This window comes from Bacillus cereus group sp. BcHK124 (assembly GCF_027712065.1).
Taxonomy (GTDB): Bacteria; Bacillota; Bacilli; order Bacillales; family Bacillaceae_G; genus Bacillus_A; species Bacillus_A pacificus.
Genome location: NZ_JAQFPJ010000005.1, coordinates 235,017 through 251,620, shown reverse-complemented (window position 1 = coordinate 251,620; position 16,604 = coordinate 235,017). Strand labels below are relative to the sequence as shown.

Here is a 16,604-nt window from a genome sequence, read left to right as displayed (position 1 = left end):
GAATATGAAAAATAATAAAAAAGGATTATGGGGAATTATTGTTGCAATAGGGTTATTTTTACTTTCTAAGTTAAAGTGGGTATTTGCAATTTTTAAATTAGCAAAGTTTTCAACGGTATTTAGTATGTTTCTATCACTTGGTGCGTACGCAGTTATATATGGTTGGCAATTTGGGGTAGCGCTCATTTATTTGTTGTTTATTCATGAAATGGGTCATTTATGGGCTGCGAAAAGAAAAGGTATACCAACATCGCCAGCAATATTTATTCCATTTATGGGCGCTCTTATTGGGATGAAAGAGATGCCTAAAAATGCAAAAGATGAAGCATATATTGCCTATATGGGACCTCTTTTCGGATTACTTTCATTTTTACCAGCTATTCCACTTTATATGATAACGAAAGAGCCGTTTTGGGCGCTCATTATTTTACTCGGAAGTATGATTAATTTCTTTAATTTAATTCCGGTTTCTCCGTTAGACGGGGGACGGATTATTTCAGTTGTAAGTACGAAAATTTGGGGAGCGGGGCTTGTTTTACTACTTGGGTATTCAATTTATTTTAAAAGTATTTTGGGCGGATTTATTTTTATTATCGGCTGTATGGAATTGTATAGAGTAATAAAGAGAGATGAGCCAATTAAGGAATTAGGATATAAAATTGATGGAATGAAAGAATATGTTGCAAGGCTTGAAGAAGAGTTAAAAGAAACTGGTGCAGTGCATCGGAATATATATATGATGCAACATGAAATAAATGTATTAAGGCAAAAAGAAAGAGAGAAAGAATTAAAAACAGGAGAACTTCAAAAGATTGAAGTGTTAGAGTATCTTTTACCAAAGTTTGAGCCACTTGATTACGTCCCATATGAAGATGAAAAAGAAACACATACAATTCATATACGAGAAGCATTTGAAATGTCAGAAAGAAAATTACAGGAATGGGATGCAGACAAGAGACAACAGGAAAACTATTACAAAGTGGATACGAAAACGAAATGGACAGCATTTGCTTGTTATATCGGATTAATGGCTATACTCGGTTACGCAGCTTATGAAGGGTATATGGTTTTACAAGAACATTTGCCAACGAGGAATGTATAGAAAAATATTGTCGAAATGATAAGCTAGCTAGCATTCTAGTTAGCTTATTTTCTTTTGTAAGTGCAATGTTCATATATTTTTCACAAAAACACCGTGTTAATAGTGATTAAAATCACAATCTGTATTATACAATTCGGTTAAACTAAAAACAGTTAAGGAAATAGAGGAGTGGGATACAATGTTAAGTGAAAAAACAATTGAAATCGTAAAGTCAACAGTACCATTATTACAGGAAAAAGGCGTTGAAATTACAACGAGATTTTATGAAATTTTATTTTCGGAACATCCGGAGCTATTGAATATCTTCAATCATACAAATCAGAAAAAGGGAAGACAACAACAAGCGTTAGCGAATGCTGTTTATGCAGCTGCAACGTACATTGATAATTTAGAAGTTATTATTCCAGTTGTAAAACAAATTGGTCATAAGCATAGAAGTTTAGGTATTAAAGCAGAGCATTACCCGATTGTAGGTACATGTTTACTACGCGCAATTAAAGAGGTCGCAGGTGCACCTGATGAAGTTTTAAACGCATGGGGAGAAGCTTATGGTGTCATTGCTGATGCATTCATTAGTATTGAAGCAGAGATGTATGAAGAAGCGGCACATAAAGAAGGTGGATGGAAAGATTTCCGTAACTTTGTAGTTGTAAAAAAAGTGAAGGAAAGCGATGTTATTACGTCATTTTATTTGAAACCTGAAGATGGAGGGAAAGTTTCTTCATTCATCCCAGGACAATATGTAACGGTTCAAATCAATATTGAAGGTGAAACATATACACATAATCGTCAATATAGCTTATCAGATGCTCCTGGAAAAGAATATTATCGTATTAGTGTCAAGAAAGAAAAAGGTGTAGATACACCGGACGGTAAAGTATCTAATTACTTACATGATCATGTAAAAGAAGGCGATATGTTACCAGTAAGTGCACCAGCGGGAGATTTCGTATTAAATATGGATTCAACATTACCAGTTGTCCTAATTAGTGGTGGAGTAGGTATTACACCAATGATGAGTATGCTAAATACGTTAATTGAACAAGATTCAAAACGTAATGTATGTTTTGTTCATGCAGCACTAAATAGTAATACACATGCAATGAAAGAACACGTTGAGGCAGTAGATAATGAATACGAACAAGTGAAAGCATACACTTGCTATTCGGCGCCGACTGAAAAAGATCTGGAAATGAAAAACTTTGATAAAGAAGGTTTGATTGAAGCTGAATGGCTGCAAACGATTATTCCGACAACGGAAGCAGAATTTTATTTCTGTGGTCCAGTAGCATTTATGAAGCATATAAATGCTACATTAACGGATTTAGGTGTGAAACAAGAGCATATTCATTATGAATTTTTCGGTCCAGCAGCAAGCTTACAATAGATGGAGTTTGAAGAAGCAAAAAAACGAGGTATTATTTCACCTCGTTTTTTATTTGTTCTCGCAATAATCGATTTACCGTTTCGCGGCGTATACCGATGAGCTGACCAATTTCAGTTTGTGTTAATATTTCATATATAGGAATGTCACCTAAATATAGTGTGAACCATTCTTGTAAGCGATGAAGACGTTCTTTTGGAGAGACGGTCGTCAATTGGTCGATACGTTGCTGCATCATTCTTAATTTTGACTGTAATTGCATAGCGATATTTGCATATGATGCAGGATCCGCTTGAAGTTGATTGTACCACTCATTGCTAATTATAGGTTCAACTTCCGTTTTCATTAAAGCGATTGCTGTACCGTGATATTCCTTCGGTGAAATTAAGGAATGGTGAGGTATCGTTTCTCCTGGAACGATAATGTTAAATAGAAATGGTGTTCCATCTTCTTCTATCCTTACTACTTTTAATAAACCTGTTTTTATAAAATATAAAGGACCGTCCTCACCTTGACGGAATAGTACATCTCCTTTGTGTAGAATCAATGTTAGCCCCCCGTTTATTAAACATTTCTATTTTTTAGTGTATATGTATAAAGACAATATGCTATTTAAACAGCAATTTCATTGACGAAATATATGCTATTACAGTAGTATACTATTTAGTGTGTAATAGTACTAGCAATGAATACGCTGTAGGGGGTTTAGTATATTGTTAGATGCGATAAAAATGACGGATATGAGAATTCCGGCAAATGCCATCATTCATGTAGAAGAGATGAAAGGTGGAGTCGTGTTATCCGTTGAAGTGGATGGCCAAATTATTTATACGATGGCTTATGATGAAGAAACAGATAGTTATGCTGAATTGTATGATCGAAACGATAAGAGGGCGTGCCAAGTACATGAAGACTTTATGGGATGGTCACTTCTTCACTAAAAAGATGTCAATATGACATCTTTTTTTATTAAAACGATAGAATATACAAAGAAATGAAATATAAGGATAAAATTTGTAATAAATGATTTTGCATTGTTAGCACTTTGTAACTGCAAGTAAATTATTTTTTCGCTATCATAAAGGTAACAGTCGCAGTTATAGGAGTGGTCAACGTGAAGAAAGTACATATTTCCAATTACATGTTATTATGTGTTTGTTTAATTTTATTTGTTCTCTTAGGAGGATTTTTATATTCATGTGTATAAGAAAAAACGCATTCTAAAAAGAACACGTTATAAAAAAGAAGTAATGATTAATCTAGTCCCAAGAATAATTAATGTGATACGTAATAAATTAATTACGGCGTTACCGCTTAATTTTGTATTAATATATGCCCCGATTTTTCCACCAATCCATGCACCAGGAATAAGAATTAATGCGTAAATCCAGCTGACATTTCCAAGGGAGATGTGAGTTGCAGAACTTACAATTGCTGATAGAAATACGATAAACATCGAAGTTGCTACAGCAATATGTGCTGGGAATGCAAAAAGTAGCATCATTGCTGGAACAAGTAAAGCACCGCCACCAATTCCAAATAACCCAGATATAAAACCAACTATAAAGGCGATAAAGATAGCGAGAAGCGGTGGGAATTGATAGTGTACAGTGTTTCCTTCGTTATCTGTAAAAGAGCGCTTGATTACAGTCATATTTGATAAAGAAAGGGGTTTTAATTTGTCTCGTAACATAAGAAGAATGGAGACAAAAATAAGAAAAATCCCAAAATATAAAGAAAATGTATCTTGGTTTAAAAATTTATTCGCCCACGAGCCGATGATACCACCAGGGCCACTCCCGATAAATAAAATAAGTCCACTTTTGTAATCTACTCGTTTATGCTTCATATAAGTAAGGGTGGAAGATAGTCCTGTAAAAACGACTGTTACCATTGAGGTTCCTACTGCAAGTTGTGGTGATAGGCTGTGTAATCCGATTAATAACGGAACAATAATAATTCCGCCGCCAAGTCCGACTAGACTCCCGACTGTCCCGGCGATTAGCCCGATGAAAAGTAACATGATGTATTCCAAAATTGCCAACTCCTCTATATAACTTATCCACCAATTATTATACACGCTTTTTCATGGGAAAAAGCTTTGTTCACAAAAAAGTCGTCTTCCTAGAAAAATAAGGAAGACGACTTTTAATTAAAAGATTAAGTGTAATAAAGAATAAAATAAAGCAGCTAAAGAAGCTGAAATAGGAAGTGTAATAACCCAAGTAATTAACATGCGTTTTGCAGTTCCCCATTTTACACCTTTCACACGATGAGAAGCACCAACCCCTAAAATAGAAGAAGAGATAACGTGCGTCGTACTAACTGGTAAGTGAATGAATGTTGCCCCGAAAATAACAAGAGATGATGATAAATCAGCAGCTACACCATTTACAGGACGAATTTTCATAATTTGTCCACCGACAGTTTTAATGATTTTCCATCCGCCGACAGAAGTACCAAGACCCATTGCAATGGCACAAGATAATTGTACCCAGAACGGGATATCGCTAGAAGTATGATAACTATTCGCCATAAGAGCCATTGTAATGATTCCCATTGCTTTTTGCGCATCATTCGTACCATGTGTATAAGCTTGTAATGCAGCAGTGAAAATCTGGAATATACGGAAGTTTTTGTTCGTCTTCGTTAAATTAAAGTTTTTAAAGACGACTTTAAAAATACTGTATACGATATAACCAATAACAAATGCGATAATTGGTGAAATGATTAAAGCTTCAATAATTTTTATGAATCCTTTAAAGTTTAATGAACTAAAACCAGCAGCAGCGATAGCTGCACCTGCGATGGAGCCAATGATTGCATGCGAAGAACTACTTGGAATACCGTAGTACCAAGTAATCAAATTCCATGCTATTGCCGCAAGTAAAGCAGCTAAAATTACAAGAGAACCATTTTGTAAAGCGAACGGATCAACAATATCTTTCGTAATCGTTTTTGCTACACCTGTAAATGTCATCGCACCTAAAAAGTTCATAATAGCTGCCATAATAATTGCATGTCTAGGCTTTAGAGCTTTCGTTGAAACAGCCGTTGCAATAGCGTTTGCTGTATCGTGAAATCCATTAATAAAGTCAAAAGCTAAAGCGCAAATGACTACTAAAACGGTCAGTATCAAGAGTGTATCCATGATCAAACTCCTTACGCGTTCTTCATAATAATTGTTTCTAATACGTTTGCAACGCTTTGGCAGCTATCCGCTACTTCTTCAAGCTCTTCGTAAATCTCTTTGTATTGAATGATCTTAATTGGATCTTTTTCACGAGAGAATAAGTGCTTAATCGCGTGACGGCGAATATCATCACATTGTGATTCATAATCTTTAATCTTAATCGCATTTGTACGAATGTCGACTAATTTTTTGTTAGACATTAATTCAACAGAGTTTGCAATTTCAATCGCACATTGATTAATTGCTTCTACGAATTTAATCATGTATTCATCAGCTTCTGTAATAGAATACATTTCGAATAGACCAGCACTATGATCTAATCCATCTAATACATCATCCATACTCATTGCAAGCTGTAGGATGTCCTCACGTTCAATAGGAGTAATAAACGCTTTGTTTAGCTCCATAATGATTTCGTGAATAAATGAGTCACCTTTTGACTCATACTCTTTCATGCGCATAGAAAACTCTTTTAAATCGCTAGCATTTTTAATTTTATACTCCACGAAAAACTGCGCGCCTTCTTTTAAATTTTCGGAAACATTCATTAACATTTCAGAAAATTTATCTTTTTTTGATTTAAAGACCATTATTAGTTACCCCCACAAAAGTAATATATGTAAAATATATTGGCTAGTCAATTCTAACAAAAAACTGTCGTTTTTTAAAACATTTTATCGAAAAGTTTACAAAAACTTAACATAACTCTTATTGTTGTATTAATAATATTAATAATCAATATTGAATATCTTACTTGTAGAATGTCCTTTTCTTGCAAAAAGTATGAATGTGAAAGAAAAGCTTTACACTACAGGAAAGACTACGTTATTATAATAAATTTAAAAGGAGGTATATTCTTCCTTTTGAAAAGAAGAGTGTAAACAAACGAAGGAAGTGAACGAATGAAATTGAAGAACACTCACTTAAAAAAAATGCAGGAGTGGTTCAACAAGAGGAAGAAGCTTCGTAATTCATTAATTGTATTAGGAAGTTTGCTCGCTACTCTATTTATTGCTATAAATATAATAATTTCTATTCAAGACATATCTGAATTAAAGCAGGCTGTTCCGCAGCCGACCTTAATTTATGATGCAAATAATGAAGTTGCGACTAAATTAGCTTCTTCTAAAACAGAAGGCGTAAAAAAGAAAGATATTCCTGATATTATGGTTCAGGCCATTGTTGCAGTAGAAGATAAGGAATTTTTTAACCATCACGGGATTTACTATAGTGGAATTATAAGTGCAGTTTTTAAAAATATTACAGCAGGAGAAGTTGTAGCAGGGGGAAGTACAATTACACAACAACTTGCGAAAAATGTATTTCTGACACAGGATCGCACATACTCTCGAAAAATTAAGGAATATTTTTTAACAAAAAAAATAGAGCGTACGTATACGAAAGATGAAATTATTGAAATGTATATGAACCAAATTTATTTTGGTGAAGGTGCTTGGGGTATAAAAAGGGCAGCTAAATCTTATTTTGATAAAGATGTAAAAGATTTAACAATTTCAGAAGCAGCAACGATTGCGGGCTTGATTAAAGCACCATCTGCGTATTCACCTTATAAAAACTTTAACAAGTCAATTGAAAGACGTAATGTCGTATTAAGTTTAATGAAAGAGCAAGGGTATATTTCGGACGAACAGTATAATAAAGAAAAAGAGAGTGGACTTGTGTTAAAACGTGGCGTTGATGATAAATACAAGGGAAAATACTCTCAATATGTAGACTATATTGTTAGAGAGGCGATGGACAAGTACGAATTAACACAAAATGAAATTTTAGCAGGTGGTTATCGTATTTATACAGAGCTTGACCCGAAAAAACAACAGGCCGTAGAAGACGTTGTGAATAATGATAGTTATTTCAAAGATAGTGGCTCAGACCAACTCATGCAAACGGGTGTAGTTCTTATGAATCCCAAAACAGGTGGTGTACCAGCTTTAGTTGGAGGCAGAGGGCCGTATCAGTTTTTACAGTTTAACCATGCAACCCAATTAAAAAGACAACCTGGCTCAACGTTAAAGCCTTTGGCTGTATATGTACCAGCGTTAGAACAAGGATATGAAGTATACGATATATTAAAAGATGAACCATTTAACATTAAAGAATATAAACCACAAAATAGCGATCATACTTTTCACGGTGATGTGACAATGTATGAAGCCGTAGCAAAGTCGTATAATGTTTCAGCTGTGTGGCTATTAGAACAAATTGGATTAGATAAAGGATTGAAATCTTTAGAGCGATTTGGTATTCCATTAGTGCCAGAAGATCGTACGTATCCAATTGCTTTAGGCGGTATGCATGTGGGAACATCTCCATTTGTAATGGCTCAAGCATACAGTACATTTGCAAATGACGGAGTCCAAGTGGAAGCTCATGCAATTAGGGAGATACAAAATGCTGAAGGTGAAACGCTTGGAAAGTGGTATAAGAAAGAGACACGAGTGACGAGCGAGAAAGTTTCTCAAAAAATGACATATTTATTAAAAGGTGTTGTCGAAAAGGGAACGGGCGAAAAGGCGAAAGTTAATAATGTTGATACGGCAGGTAAGACAGGAACTACTCAAATTGTAAATGGCCCGAGCACCGGTGCAAAGGATTCATGGTTTGTTGGATACACACCAGATTTGGTAGGTGCGATTTGGGTAGGATATGATAAAACCGATAGCGATCATTATGTTCCGGGTGGTAGTCAAATTACGACGACAATGTTCCGGGATATTATGAAAAAAGCGAACGCAAATCCAGCTCAAAAAGCATTTCAGTTATCGCTCATATCTGAGGCTGATTATAAAAAACAATTGACTACAATAGAAGAGGAAAAACGAAGAAAAGAAGAAGAGAAGAGAAGGAAAGAAGAGGAAAAACAACGAAAACAAGAGCAACAAGAGTGGCTTGATAAAGTGAAAGAATGGATTCCTTCATTTTGGTAAAAGAAAGAGGCGAATAACGAAATTCGCCTCTTTTTTTGTACAAAAACAACATAAAATTTTAATCGGTAGAGAGTTTTGTCTATCTTCATTAGCTATTAATCCATATCTATTGAGATACATGATATTACTCGTTAAGTATAATATTCGTACTGCCAAAGGATTCGGAATCGTATGTGACGATTATTTGGCCTTTACTAATAGGTTCGTAAGGTAATTCTTCTTCGTAATTACCGCTATTTTCATTGTGGATAGAAAGTGTAATTTCATCGACTTTTTTATTTGTATACTGATCTTTAATCATTTCAGCAATTTGGAGTAACGCCTCGGAACTAGAAGCTTTCGTAATAAGTATCCCTTTTATAACTTTTTTTTCATTCTTTGTGGCATTGGAATAAGGGATGTTGCTTTGTTTCGTATATAGAAGTTTGTATGGAGCAGTTTTTCTCTCTGCTTTTGATATAGTGGAATATTTTAGAGTTAAAAAAAATCCTACACATAAAATAATGCATACCATAAGTGCAAACCAAATGCGTATTAGTGACATAACTCTCATTTTCATCCCTCTTTCATATCTTTGACTTCACTATTTATCATACAAAATGAGGATTAAGATAGAGTAAATTTGAAGTAAAGAAACGTAAAGAAGGAGCACCTATCCTCCCAAATAAGTGCTCCTTTTTATTCAAAGAGAGATTTAATAGACAATCAAAAACTTAGTACTTATAAATGTGCTTGATAACTCCAAAATAGTATTGGAAATTGTGGTTAGTAAATTCGGAAGATGGAAAGTATAGCAGTTGTTTCGCCTGTATTAGGAATAGAAATAGTATTTGCTGTAGGCTGTACAGAAATTGTTGTGCCAGCTGTTAAAGTAACAATCGTTGAGAAAGAAACCGCACTACCGATAACGTTAGTTGAGAAATTACGAGTAGGTGGTTGCCCGTTAAATGAAAGACCGAAGCCAAATGGTGAAGAACCTGGGAAAGTTGTAGATGCAGAGAAACTAATATCATATACACCAGTTTCTAAAACAGTTAGAGTATCAGAACCATTAAAGGATATATTTGACAATTCAAATGTTTCATTAAATTGTATATTACTTCCTGGTGATACAGTTTGTGCATTTGTGTTTCCTAATACAGCCGTAGTTACAGGAATTGGAGTACCCGCCGGTCCTGTTGCACCCGTAGCGCCAGTAGCGCCAGCCGGTCCTTGAATACCTTGAGGTCCTTGAGCCCCGGTAGCACCTGTTGCACCTGTTGCCCCGGTAGCGCCAGTAGCGCCAGCCGGTCCTTGAATACCTTGAGGCCCGGTAGCGCCGGTAGCACCTGCAGGTCCTTGAACGCCTTGAGGTCCTTGAGGCCCGGTAGCCCCCGCAGGTCCTTGAACGCCTTGAGGTCCTTGAGGCCCAGTAGCGCCAGTAGCCCCTGCAGGTCCTTGAACGCCTTGAGGTCCTTGAGGCCCAGTAGCGCCAGTAGCCCCTGCTGGTCCTTGAGCCCCGGTAGCCCCGGTAGCCCCCGCAGGTCCTTGAACGCCTTGAGGTCCTTGAGCCCCGGTAGCCCCTGCTGGCCCTTGAACACCTTGAGGTCCTTGAGCCCCCGTAGCACCAGTAGCCCCTGCAGGTCCTTGAACGCCTTGAGGTCCTTGAGCCCCGGTAGCGCCGGTAGCCCCCGCAGGTCCTTGAACGCCTTGAGGTCCTTGAGCCCCAGTAGCGCCCGCCGGTCCTTGAATACCTTGAGGTCCTTGAGGTCCAGTAGCGCCTTGAACCCCTGCTGGTCCTTGAGGTCCAGTAGCGCCTTGAGCGCCTGCCGGTCCCTGAGGCCCAGTAGCACCTTGAGCACCAGCCGGTCCTTGAGGTCCAGTAGCCCCTGTTGCGCCAGTAGCACCAGTTGCTCCTCCTCCTCCAAGGCATCCTGACCCGTATTGAACTAGGATAGCTTGGATCTCTGTTATGAGTTTAACTAGTTTGTCGGTCGTACAACAATCTACTTTGAATAACTTAGCGATATACAATAAATAATTAAGCAGGCTTTGTAGTTCAACGTACAACGCTCCGCATGAGAAAGGTGTTGTTCTTAAAATAGTTAATAGATTAGCAATGATAGAATTTCCAATTTGTTTTTGTGCTGGAGATAAATCTAAGCAATTGAGAAATTTTTGTAAGTTATTTAGGGCAGCGATTAAGTTATCGATATTATTTTGAGAAGGGTTTTGAAAGACAGCTTGAATAGCTTGGCCAAGAGCTTGAAGAAGTCTAACGAATTCTGTAAGTTCGGACTTAGAGATGTTAATATGACTACAAGCTCTGACTTCGCAACAGTCATTACCATAAAATACTTTTCCTTTATTTTTATTGTTCATCTTTTCATTCCTTTCTTTCATAGAATCAATAGTCATTACTATATATTAAAATGAAATTTATACTAAATCCGTGATGGACAAACTACCATTTCTAAAAAAATAAGAAATTGGCCCGCTTGGCAAACAAATAAGTAAGATATAGAGAAGGTTTCATATAATGTAAAGAAGAAAAGTTCAACATAAAAAACTGCATGTCGATTGTTAAGGGATTTAACAATTGACATGCAGTTCGTGGATTGGATTTTATTTGTCTTGATTTAATCTTTCAAGGGCTGTTTTAGGTAAGATTGGAATTGAAATAGTAAAAGTAGTACCATCTTCATTACTAGTCATTTTTAATGTACCGTTATGATTTTGAATAATTTTTTTCGTTACTGCCAAGCCGAGTCCTGTACCGGAATCTTTTGTTGAGAAGAATGGATCAAATATATATTCTTGAATCGCTGATGGAATACCAGTTCCATTATCAGTGAAAGTAATACGAACAAAATTATCTAGGCGGTAACTAGTAATTTGGATAGAAAGTTTTTTTTCTCCTTGAGCATCGACAGCGTTCTGGAATAAGTTTAAAAAAACTTGCACAAGTTCATGACGATCAATATGAACTAAAATATCATCTAATTCGGTAGAAAAATTATAATCAATTGAAATGTTATGTAAAAAGACTTCGCTAGCTAGTAACTGTTGAATATAATCACGTAAAAATGTATTAATTGGAAAGGGTTCTCTTGTAAATTCACGTGTTTTTGAAATAGATAAAAATTTTGTAATGATACTATTTGCGCGATCTAATTCAGGAATAAGTAAGTTTTTAAATAGTTCTTTATTAGATGGAGAAACAGTTTCTTGTAAAAATTGTAAATAACCTCGTACGGTTGTAAGAGGATTACGTACTTCATGTGCAATACCAGCTGCAATTCGCCCTGCTAACGAAAATTTTTCTGCATCACGTTCTGTGTTTAAATAATGAAAGACACTAATAACTCTAAAAATTTCTCCGTTATAATCACGAATAATCCGGTTATTTAAAATGCCATAGTTTTTGTCTAAAACTTCTTCATTATATATTTCTGTGCCTGTTCTTAAGGTTTCAAGAGCTTTAATTTTTTCTTCAGGTAATTTTAGTAATTGTTGAATTGGTTTTCCGATTATATCATTTCGTACTACACCAAAATCATCTGCCGCAGCCTGATTACATAAGGTTATATTTCCTTTATTATCAACAAAGGTTACATGATGTGAAAAAGCATCAAAAATATGAACAAAGTATGTTTCAAGTTGTTTAAATAAAAATAATGAATCGCAAGTAAGCTGAAAATCAGCCTCTTTATTCTCTTTTTGTATGTTTTGAATAGAATGAGTTGATCTCGTTTTCTTTATTTGTAAACCAATCTGTGGATTTTTATATGTGAAATGATGTGGTAATTGATTCACAAGTTCTTCATAAAAACGTACTTTATTTTCTAATTCTTCTATTCGTTTTTCATGAGACACAATATCATCTTTTGGAAGCATAAATAAATAACCCCTCAATTTAAAAATTCTTCCATCTAGTATATCATATTTTTATACGGATACTCTTAAAGAAGGGACTACTTAATGAAATTGATTGGTCGAAGTGTTCAGGAAGTGAGTAGAATGGATAGTAGGTGAAGTTGAAAAGGGAGGAATATATTTGCTTTTCATTGGAGTAACAGGGTGGGGAGATCATGATTCTTTATATATAGACCCCTATGAAAATAGAAATAAATTACGAACATATAGTGAGTATTTCCCTATAGTAGAAGTGGATAGTTCATTTTATGCGATGCAACCTGCACGAAACTATACGAAATGGGCAATGGAAACACCGAAAGATTTTTCTTTTATCGTCAAAGCATATCAAGGAATGACAGGACATATGAAAGGTGAAATTCCTTTTTCTACGTTCGATGAGATGTTTGATGTATATAAACAATCTATTCTTCCTTTAATTGAAGCTGGTAAATTAAAAACGATTTTATTTCAATATCCACCATGGTTTGATTGTAAAAAGAAAAATGTAGATTTTCTCCGATATACGAAAGAAAAAATGGAAGGTTTTCCGTGTGCAATAGAATTTCGAAATCAAACATGGTTTTATCCAGAAATGAGAGATAAGACGTTAAAGTTTCTAGAGCAAGAGAAATGGATTCATACAATTTGTGATGAGCCACAGGCAGGGATGGGTTCGGTACCACTCGTATTAGAAGTAACGAATGCAGAGATGGTGTTAATACGTTTTCATGGCCGAAATGTTCATGGCTGGCTTGATAAAGGGGAAAATTGGAGAGCGGTTCGTTGCTTATATCGCTACAATAATAAAGAATTAGAAGAATGGGTAGAAAGATTAGAACAATTAAAAAAGAAGACAAAGGACATATACGTACTATTTAACAATAATTCAGGCGGAGATGCGGCTGATAATGCGAAACAGCTTATGAAAATGATGAACATTACATATGGTGAGCCAAAGCCTGAGCAATTAAATTTGTTTGAGTGATAATAAACAAGAAAGGCACTGTACAAACAGGGGGAATGTACAGTGCCTTTCTATATGAAAAAGAGGGGTAACAATGTTACTGAGCGTTTGGTTGATTCATCAATTGTTGGCTTCATAATAAATGATAATGGTTATCATTATCATTGTCAATGGTTTTCCTGAAAATAAATAAAAAATTTTTTGTGAGGTAGTAACGATAGGGAGATGCCTAATAGAAGTTTGGCTAAAGTAAGGAATTGTTTCGAGGTAGATTTCCGGCAAACCCCTGATAAAGTATAAAAAAAGAACAGCAATTAATGCTGTTCTTTGCTAGTGATGAATTGTTGTAAATCAAAAGGAGTTATCGCTTGGATAAATTCTTTTGAGATAAGTGTTTGAACAAGAGTACTCTCAGAAATAGAAGCACCTGTTTTCTTTTCATAAGCTTGTTTTAATAAATCAAGTTTTTCAGCCGTTTCTTTCGGTAATTCAATTGTTAAAGTGTTCATAATTTCTCCCCCTTACTATTAGAGTACCACTACAATATAGGAGAGACAAGAAAAGAGAATGTGAAACATAAAAAAGGTTACCATTTATAAATGGTAACCTTTTTTATGTATAAGAGTTATTAAGCAATACCGATATACTTTAAAGTTTTTGATGGAGTACTATGATCAAAGAAGTGTTGTAAAAATGCGATATCAACACCTGATTTGTATGCACAATATCCCCAAGTTTTTCGAAGTGTATGTGAGCTAATCCCTTCTAATCCAACTTCTTTTGCAGCTTTGTTTAAAATGTACCACGCATGTTGTCTCGTAATAGATTTTGTTCCTTTTTGAGACTTTAACAATGGTTCATTACGTTTCCAAGTTTTACGTTCTTTCATATAGTCTTCGATCGCGTGCTGTAAGTCTTCATTTACAGCGAACCATTTATGTTTCTTTACTTTTTCATTGTAAAATAAAATGGAATGGCGAACATTTTCATTTTCATCGATTACATCACTAACTTTTAATTGTAAGATTTCGCTTACTTTTAAGCCAGAATTTACAGCTAATACGAATAATAAGCCATCACGTTTCGAAGATTGTAAAAGTATATTTTTGATAGTTTCTAATTGTTTTTCGTTTTGAATAGGTTGTCCTGCTTGTTTCATTTCACGCACTCTCCTCTTTTATATGTGTAAAGGAAAGGATTAACTTGTTTCTTACTATAAAGGGAGAGTGTGAATTTCATGTGAACTCCTAGTGAAATTAAGACAAATTATTTGACTTCTTTTACTTTTTGTAAATTAAAGTAGAATACAACACTATTAGTCGTATTATATACACCGTACTCGGCATGGTGGAGGTCTAAAATATTTTTAACAATAGATAATCCAAGACCAGTACCACCAGTATGACGGCTACGCGATGCATCTAAACGATAGAAACGATCCCAAATTTTTTCAAGACTTTCTTCTGGAATAGGGTTTCCTGTGTTTTCGATTTCAACTTTTACTGTACCTTCCATTTCCATAACGGAGACTTGTATTTTTTCTCCATCTGGTGTATAGCGAATTGCATTGCTAAGTAAATTCACAACTACTTGTTCAATACGACTACGATTCGCTTTCACAAATATAGAAGGGTCTACATCTATATTCACTTGTAAATGCTTTTCCTCCATGCTAAATAATAACTTTGTATAGACTTGTTGAATTAATTCACCGATTGAGAACGTCGTCATATCTAGTTTGTACGTACCTGATTCTAATTTTGCTAATTCTAACATTTCAACAATAAGTCTGTTCATATTTTCAGTTTCTTCTAAAATAACATCTGTGTAATACGTCGTATCTTTACTAACGCCATCTTTAATTCCCTCAGCGAAACTTCTAATTACACTGAGCGGTGTTTTTAATTCGTGTGATACACCAGAAATGAATTCTTTTCGCGTTTTTTCTAATTGACGTTCACGTTCAATATCTTGTTGTAATTTTGTATTGGCAACATTTAATCGATCGATTCGGTCTTTTAAATTTACAGATAACGTATTAATACTACCGGAAAGCCCTCCAATTTCATCGTCTGCTGTTACAGGTAATTTTTCGCTAAAATCAAAATTGGCCATTTTCTTTGTAACGCGATTCATTTTAATTAATGGTTTCACAATGATTTTTGAGTAGTAGAAGGATAACAAAATAATTACGAGAAATACGATGATTAAGGCATAGACATAATAATCTTTCAAAACGAGCATCGCTTCATTAACAGGTTGCAAAGATGCTATCGCAAAAGCATATTCTGTAATCTCTCCATTTTCTATAATAGGTTTTACAAAGATACTATTCTTTATATTCTCCCCGCTATCTATTATATAAGTGTTTAATTGCTGCGAGTTAGCAGTGCCATTTCTAATAAGCTCTGCAAAATATTGAACGGCTTGCAATGTTTCAATATCATTTGCAAGACGAACCTCCGCTTTCGATGGAAGCTGTAATTTAGAGATCGTACCAGTAAACTCAATTTGAGTAACAGTTTTGTATCGGTTTGTAAGTCTATTTTTAGAAGGGTTACCATTAATAGATGAAAAATCTGAATTGGTATATTCGTTTTGCCATCGATTATAATTTGTTGTCAATTTTATTGGTGTTATTGTTTTGTTTTGTAGCAAACCGACGACGTTTATCACATCGTCTTTTTTCAATCCTAAGTTTTCGAATTTCTTATATTCTTCGGGTGTTAAAAGATTATTGAGAGGAATAGAATATGTCTCATTATTTTTAGGATTAAATACATCAATATAGTAATTGTTGTCGCTTTTAATAATGCCATTCGTATTTAAAAATTGCATGTCAGCATTTGTTTTATCATGAAATTCTTGTTTTAGTTTTCGAATTTCTTCATAAGTTTTCCCACTTTTTTCGTACGTATCTACGAACTTTTCAAAAGCAGTTTGAACTGTTTTTACTTTTTTATTAATATAAAATTTCTCTAAAAATAGAGATTGTCCTAGGAAAAATAGGAGGAATATGATTGTAAATAATGTTGATGTTAATAGAAATAGTTTAAAGACGATACTTCTGTTTTTCACTGCGTCACCTCTTGTGAGAAATACTGTAAATGGTTTCTTTA

15 protein-coding genes are annotated in these 16,604 nt (G+C 34.9%); 5 read left to right on the top strand and 10 right to left on the bottom strand.

Annotation, left to right across the window (positions count from 1 at the left end; genetic code table 11):
• Positions 1-4 precede the first annotated feature (4 nt).
• Together PDK19_RS11155 and hmpA are read left to right on the top strand one after the other, a co-directional pair.
• Positions 5-1,102, top strand: a complete 1,098-nt coding sequence (locus PDK19_RS11155) for a site-2 protease family protein (RefSeq protein WP_000794485.1) — start codon at positions 5-7, stop codon at positions 1,100-1,102.
• Positions 1,103-1,280: 178 nt separating this feature from the next.
• Positions 1,281-2,489 (top strand): NO-inducible flavohemoprotein, encoded by a 1,209-nt coding sequence (hmpA, locus tag PDK19_RS11150; protein ID WP_000947720.1) that lies wholly within the window; start codon positions 1,281-1,283, stop codon positions 2,487-2,489.
• Positions 2,490-2,520: 31 nt separating this feature from the next.
• On the opposite strand, the gene PDK19_RS11145 is transcribed toward hmpA, so the two are convergent.
• Positions 2,521-3,033, bottom strand: a complete 513-nt coding sequence (locus tag PDK19_RS11145; RefSeq protein ID WP_000600575.1) for a Crp/Fnr family transcriptional regulator — start codon at positions 3,031-3,033, stop codon at positions 2,521-2,523.
• 166 nt (positions 3,034-3,199) lie between these two features.
• Between PDK19_RS11145 and PDK19_RS11140 the strand changes: the two genes are divergently transcribed.
• Positions 3,200-3,427 carry a hypothetical protein gene (locus tag PDK19_RS11140; protein ID WP_000882907.1) on the top strand — a complete coding sequence of 76 codons (228 nt, stop codon included), beginning with the start codon at positions 3,200-3,202 and terminating at the stop codon, positions 3,425-3,427.
• Between the two features lie 293 nt (positions 3,428-3,720).
• On the opposite strand, the gene PDK19_RS11135 is transcribed toward PDK19_RS11140, so the two are convergent.
• From PDK19_RS11135 to PDK19_RS11125, 3 genes are all read right to left on the bottom strand, one after another.
• Positions 3,721-4,521 carry a sulfite exporter TauE/SafE family protein gene (locus tag PDK19_RS11135; RefSeq protein WP_000455758.1) on the bottom strand — a complete coding sequence of 267 codons (801 nt, stop codon included), beginning with the start codon at positions 4,519-4,521 and terminating at the stop codon, positions 3,721-3,723.
• Between the two features lie 117 nt (positions 4,522-4,638).
• The gene (locus PDK19_RS11130; RefSeq protein ID WP_000380271.1) at positions 4,639-5,637 is read right to left on the bottom strand and encodes an inorganic phosphate transporter; all 999 of its coding nucleotides are present in this window, start codon (positions 5,635-5,637) and stop codon (positions 4,639-4,641) included.
• An 11-nt stretch (positions 5,638-5,648) separates the two neighbouring features.
• A complete protein-coding gene (locus PDK19_RS11125; RefSeq protein ID WP_000231448.1) occupies positions 5,649-6,269 on the bottom strand; it encodes a DUF47 domain-containing protein in 621 nt (206 codons plus the stop codon).
• Positions 6,270-6,581: 312 nt separating this feature from the next.
• Here PDK19_RS11125 and PDK19_RS11120 point away from each other — a divergent pair, with 312 nt between their 5' ends.
• The gene (locus tag PDK19_RS11120; protein WP_270707091.1) at positions 6,582-8,624 is read left to right on the top strand and encodes a transglycosylase domain-containing protein; all 2,043 of its coding nucleotides are present in this window, start codon (positions 6,582-6,584) and stop codon (positions 8,622-8,624) included.
• 124 nt (positions 8,625-8,748) lie between these two features.
• Here the strand turns inward: PDK19_RS11120 and PDK19_RS11115 are convergent, their stop codons facing one another.
• The 3 genes from PDK19_RS11115 to PDK19_RS11105 all read right to left on the bottom strand — a co-directional run bounded on the left by PDK19_RS11115 (position 8,749) and on the right by PDK19_RS11105 (position 12,500).
• Positions 8,749-9,177: a hypothetical protein gene (locus tag PDK19_RS11115; RefSeq protein WP_001265562.1), complete on the bottom strand. Its 429-nt coding sequence runs from the start codon at positions 9,175-9,177 to the stop codon at positions 8,749-8,751.
• A 212-nt stretch (positions 9,178-9,389) separates the two neighbouring features.
• On the bottom strand, positions 9,390-10,985 hold the full coding sequence (locus PDK19_RS11110) for a Gly-Xaa-Xaa repeat protein (protein ID WP_270707089.1): 1,596 nt from the start codon (positions 10,983-10,985) through the stop codon (positions 9,390-9,392).
• A gap of 243 nt (positions 10,986-11,228) precedes the next feature.
• On the bottom strand, positions 11,229-12,500 hold the full coding sequence (locus tag PDK19_RS11105; RefSeq protein WP_000937012.1) for a PAS domain-containing sensor histidine kinase: 1,272 nt from the start codon (positions 12,498-12,500) through the stop codon (positions 11,229-11,231).
• Positions 12,501-12,660: 160 nt separating this feature from the next.
• On the opposite strand from PDK19_RS11105, the gene PDK19_RS11100 reads away from it, so the two are divergent.
• Entirely contained in the window at positions 12,661-13,506 is an 846-nt protein-coding gene (locus PDK19_RS11100; protein WP_049111617.1) for a DUF72 domain-containing protein, read from the top strand.
• 293 nt (positions 13,507-13,799) lie between these two features.
• Here the strand turns inward: PDK19_RS11100 and PDK19_RS11095 are convergent, their stop codons facing one another.
• The 3 genes from PDK19_RS11095 to PDK19_RS11085 all read right to left on the bottom strand — a co-directional run bounded on the left by PDK19_RS11095 (position 13,800) and on the right by PDK19_RS11085 (position 16,563).
• On the bottom strand, positions 13,800-13,994 hold the full coding sequence (locus tag PDK19_RS11095; RefSeq protein ID WP_001094859.1) for a DUF3924 family protein: 195 nt from the start codon (positions 13,992-13,994) through the stop codon (positions 13,800-13,802).
• A 119-nt stretch (positions 13,995-14,113) separates the two neighbouring features.
• Entirely contained in the window at positions 14,114-14,644 is a 531-nt protein-coding gene (locus PDK19_RS11090) for a tyrosine-type recombinase/integrase (protein WP_000806236.1), read from the bottom strand.
• A gap of 107 nt (positions 14,645-14,751) precedes the next feature.
• Entirely contained in the window at positions 14,752-16,563 is a 1,812-nt protein-coding gene (locus tag PDK19_RS11085; RefSeq protein WP_000797532.1) for a sensor histidine kinase, read from the bottom strand.
• Between the last annotated feature and the right edge of the window lie 41 nt (positions 16,564-16,604).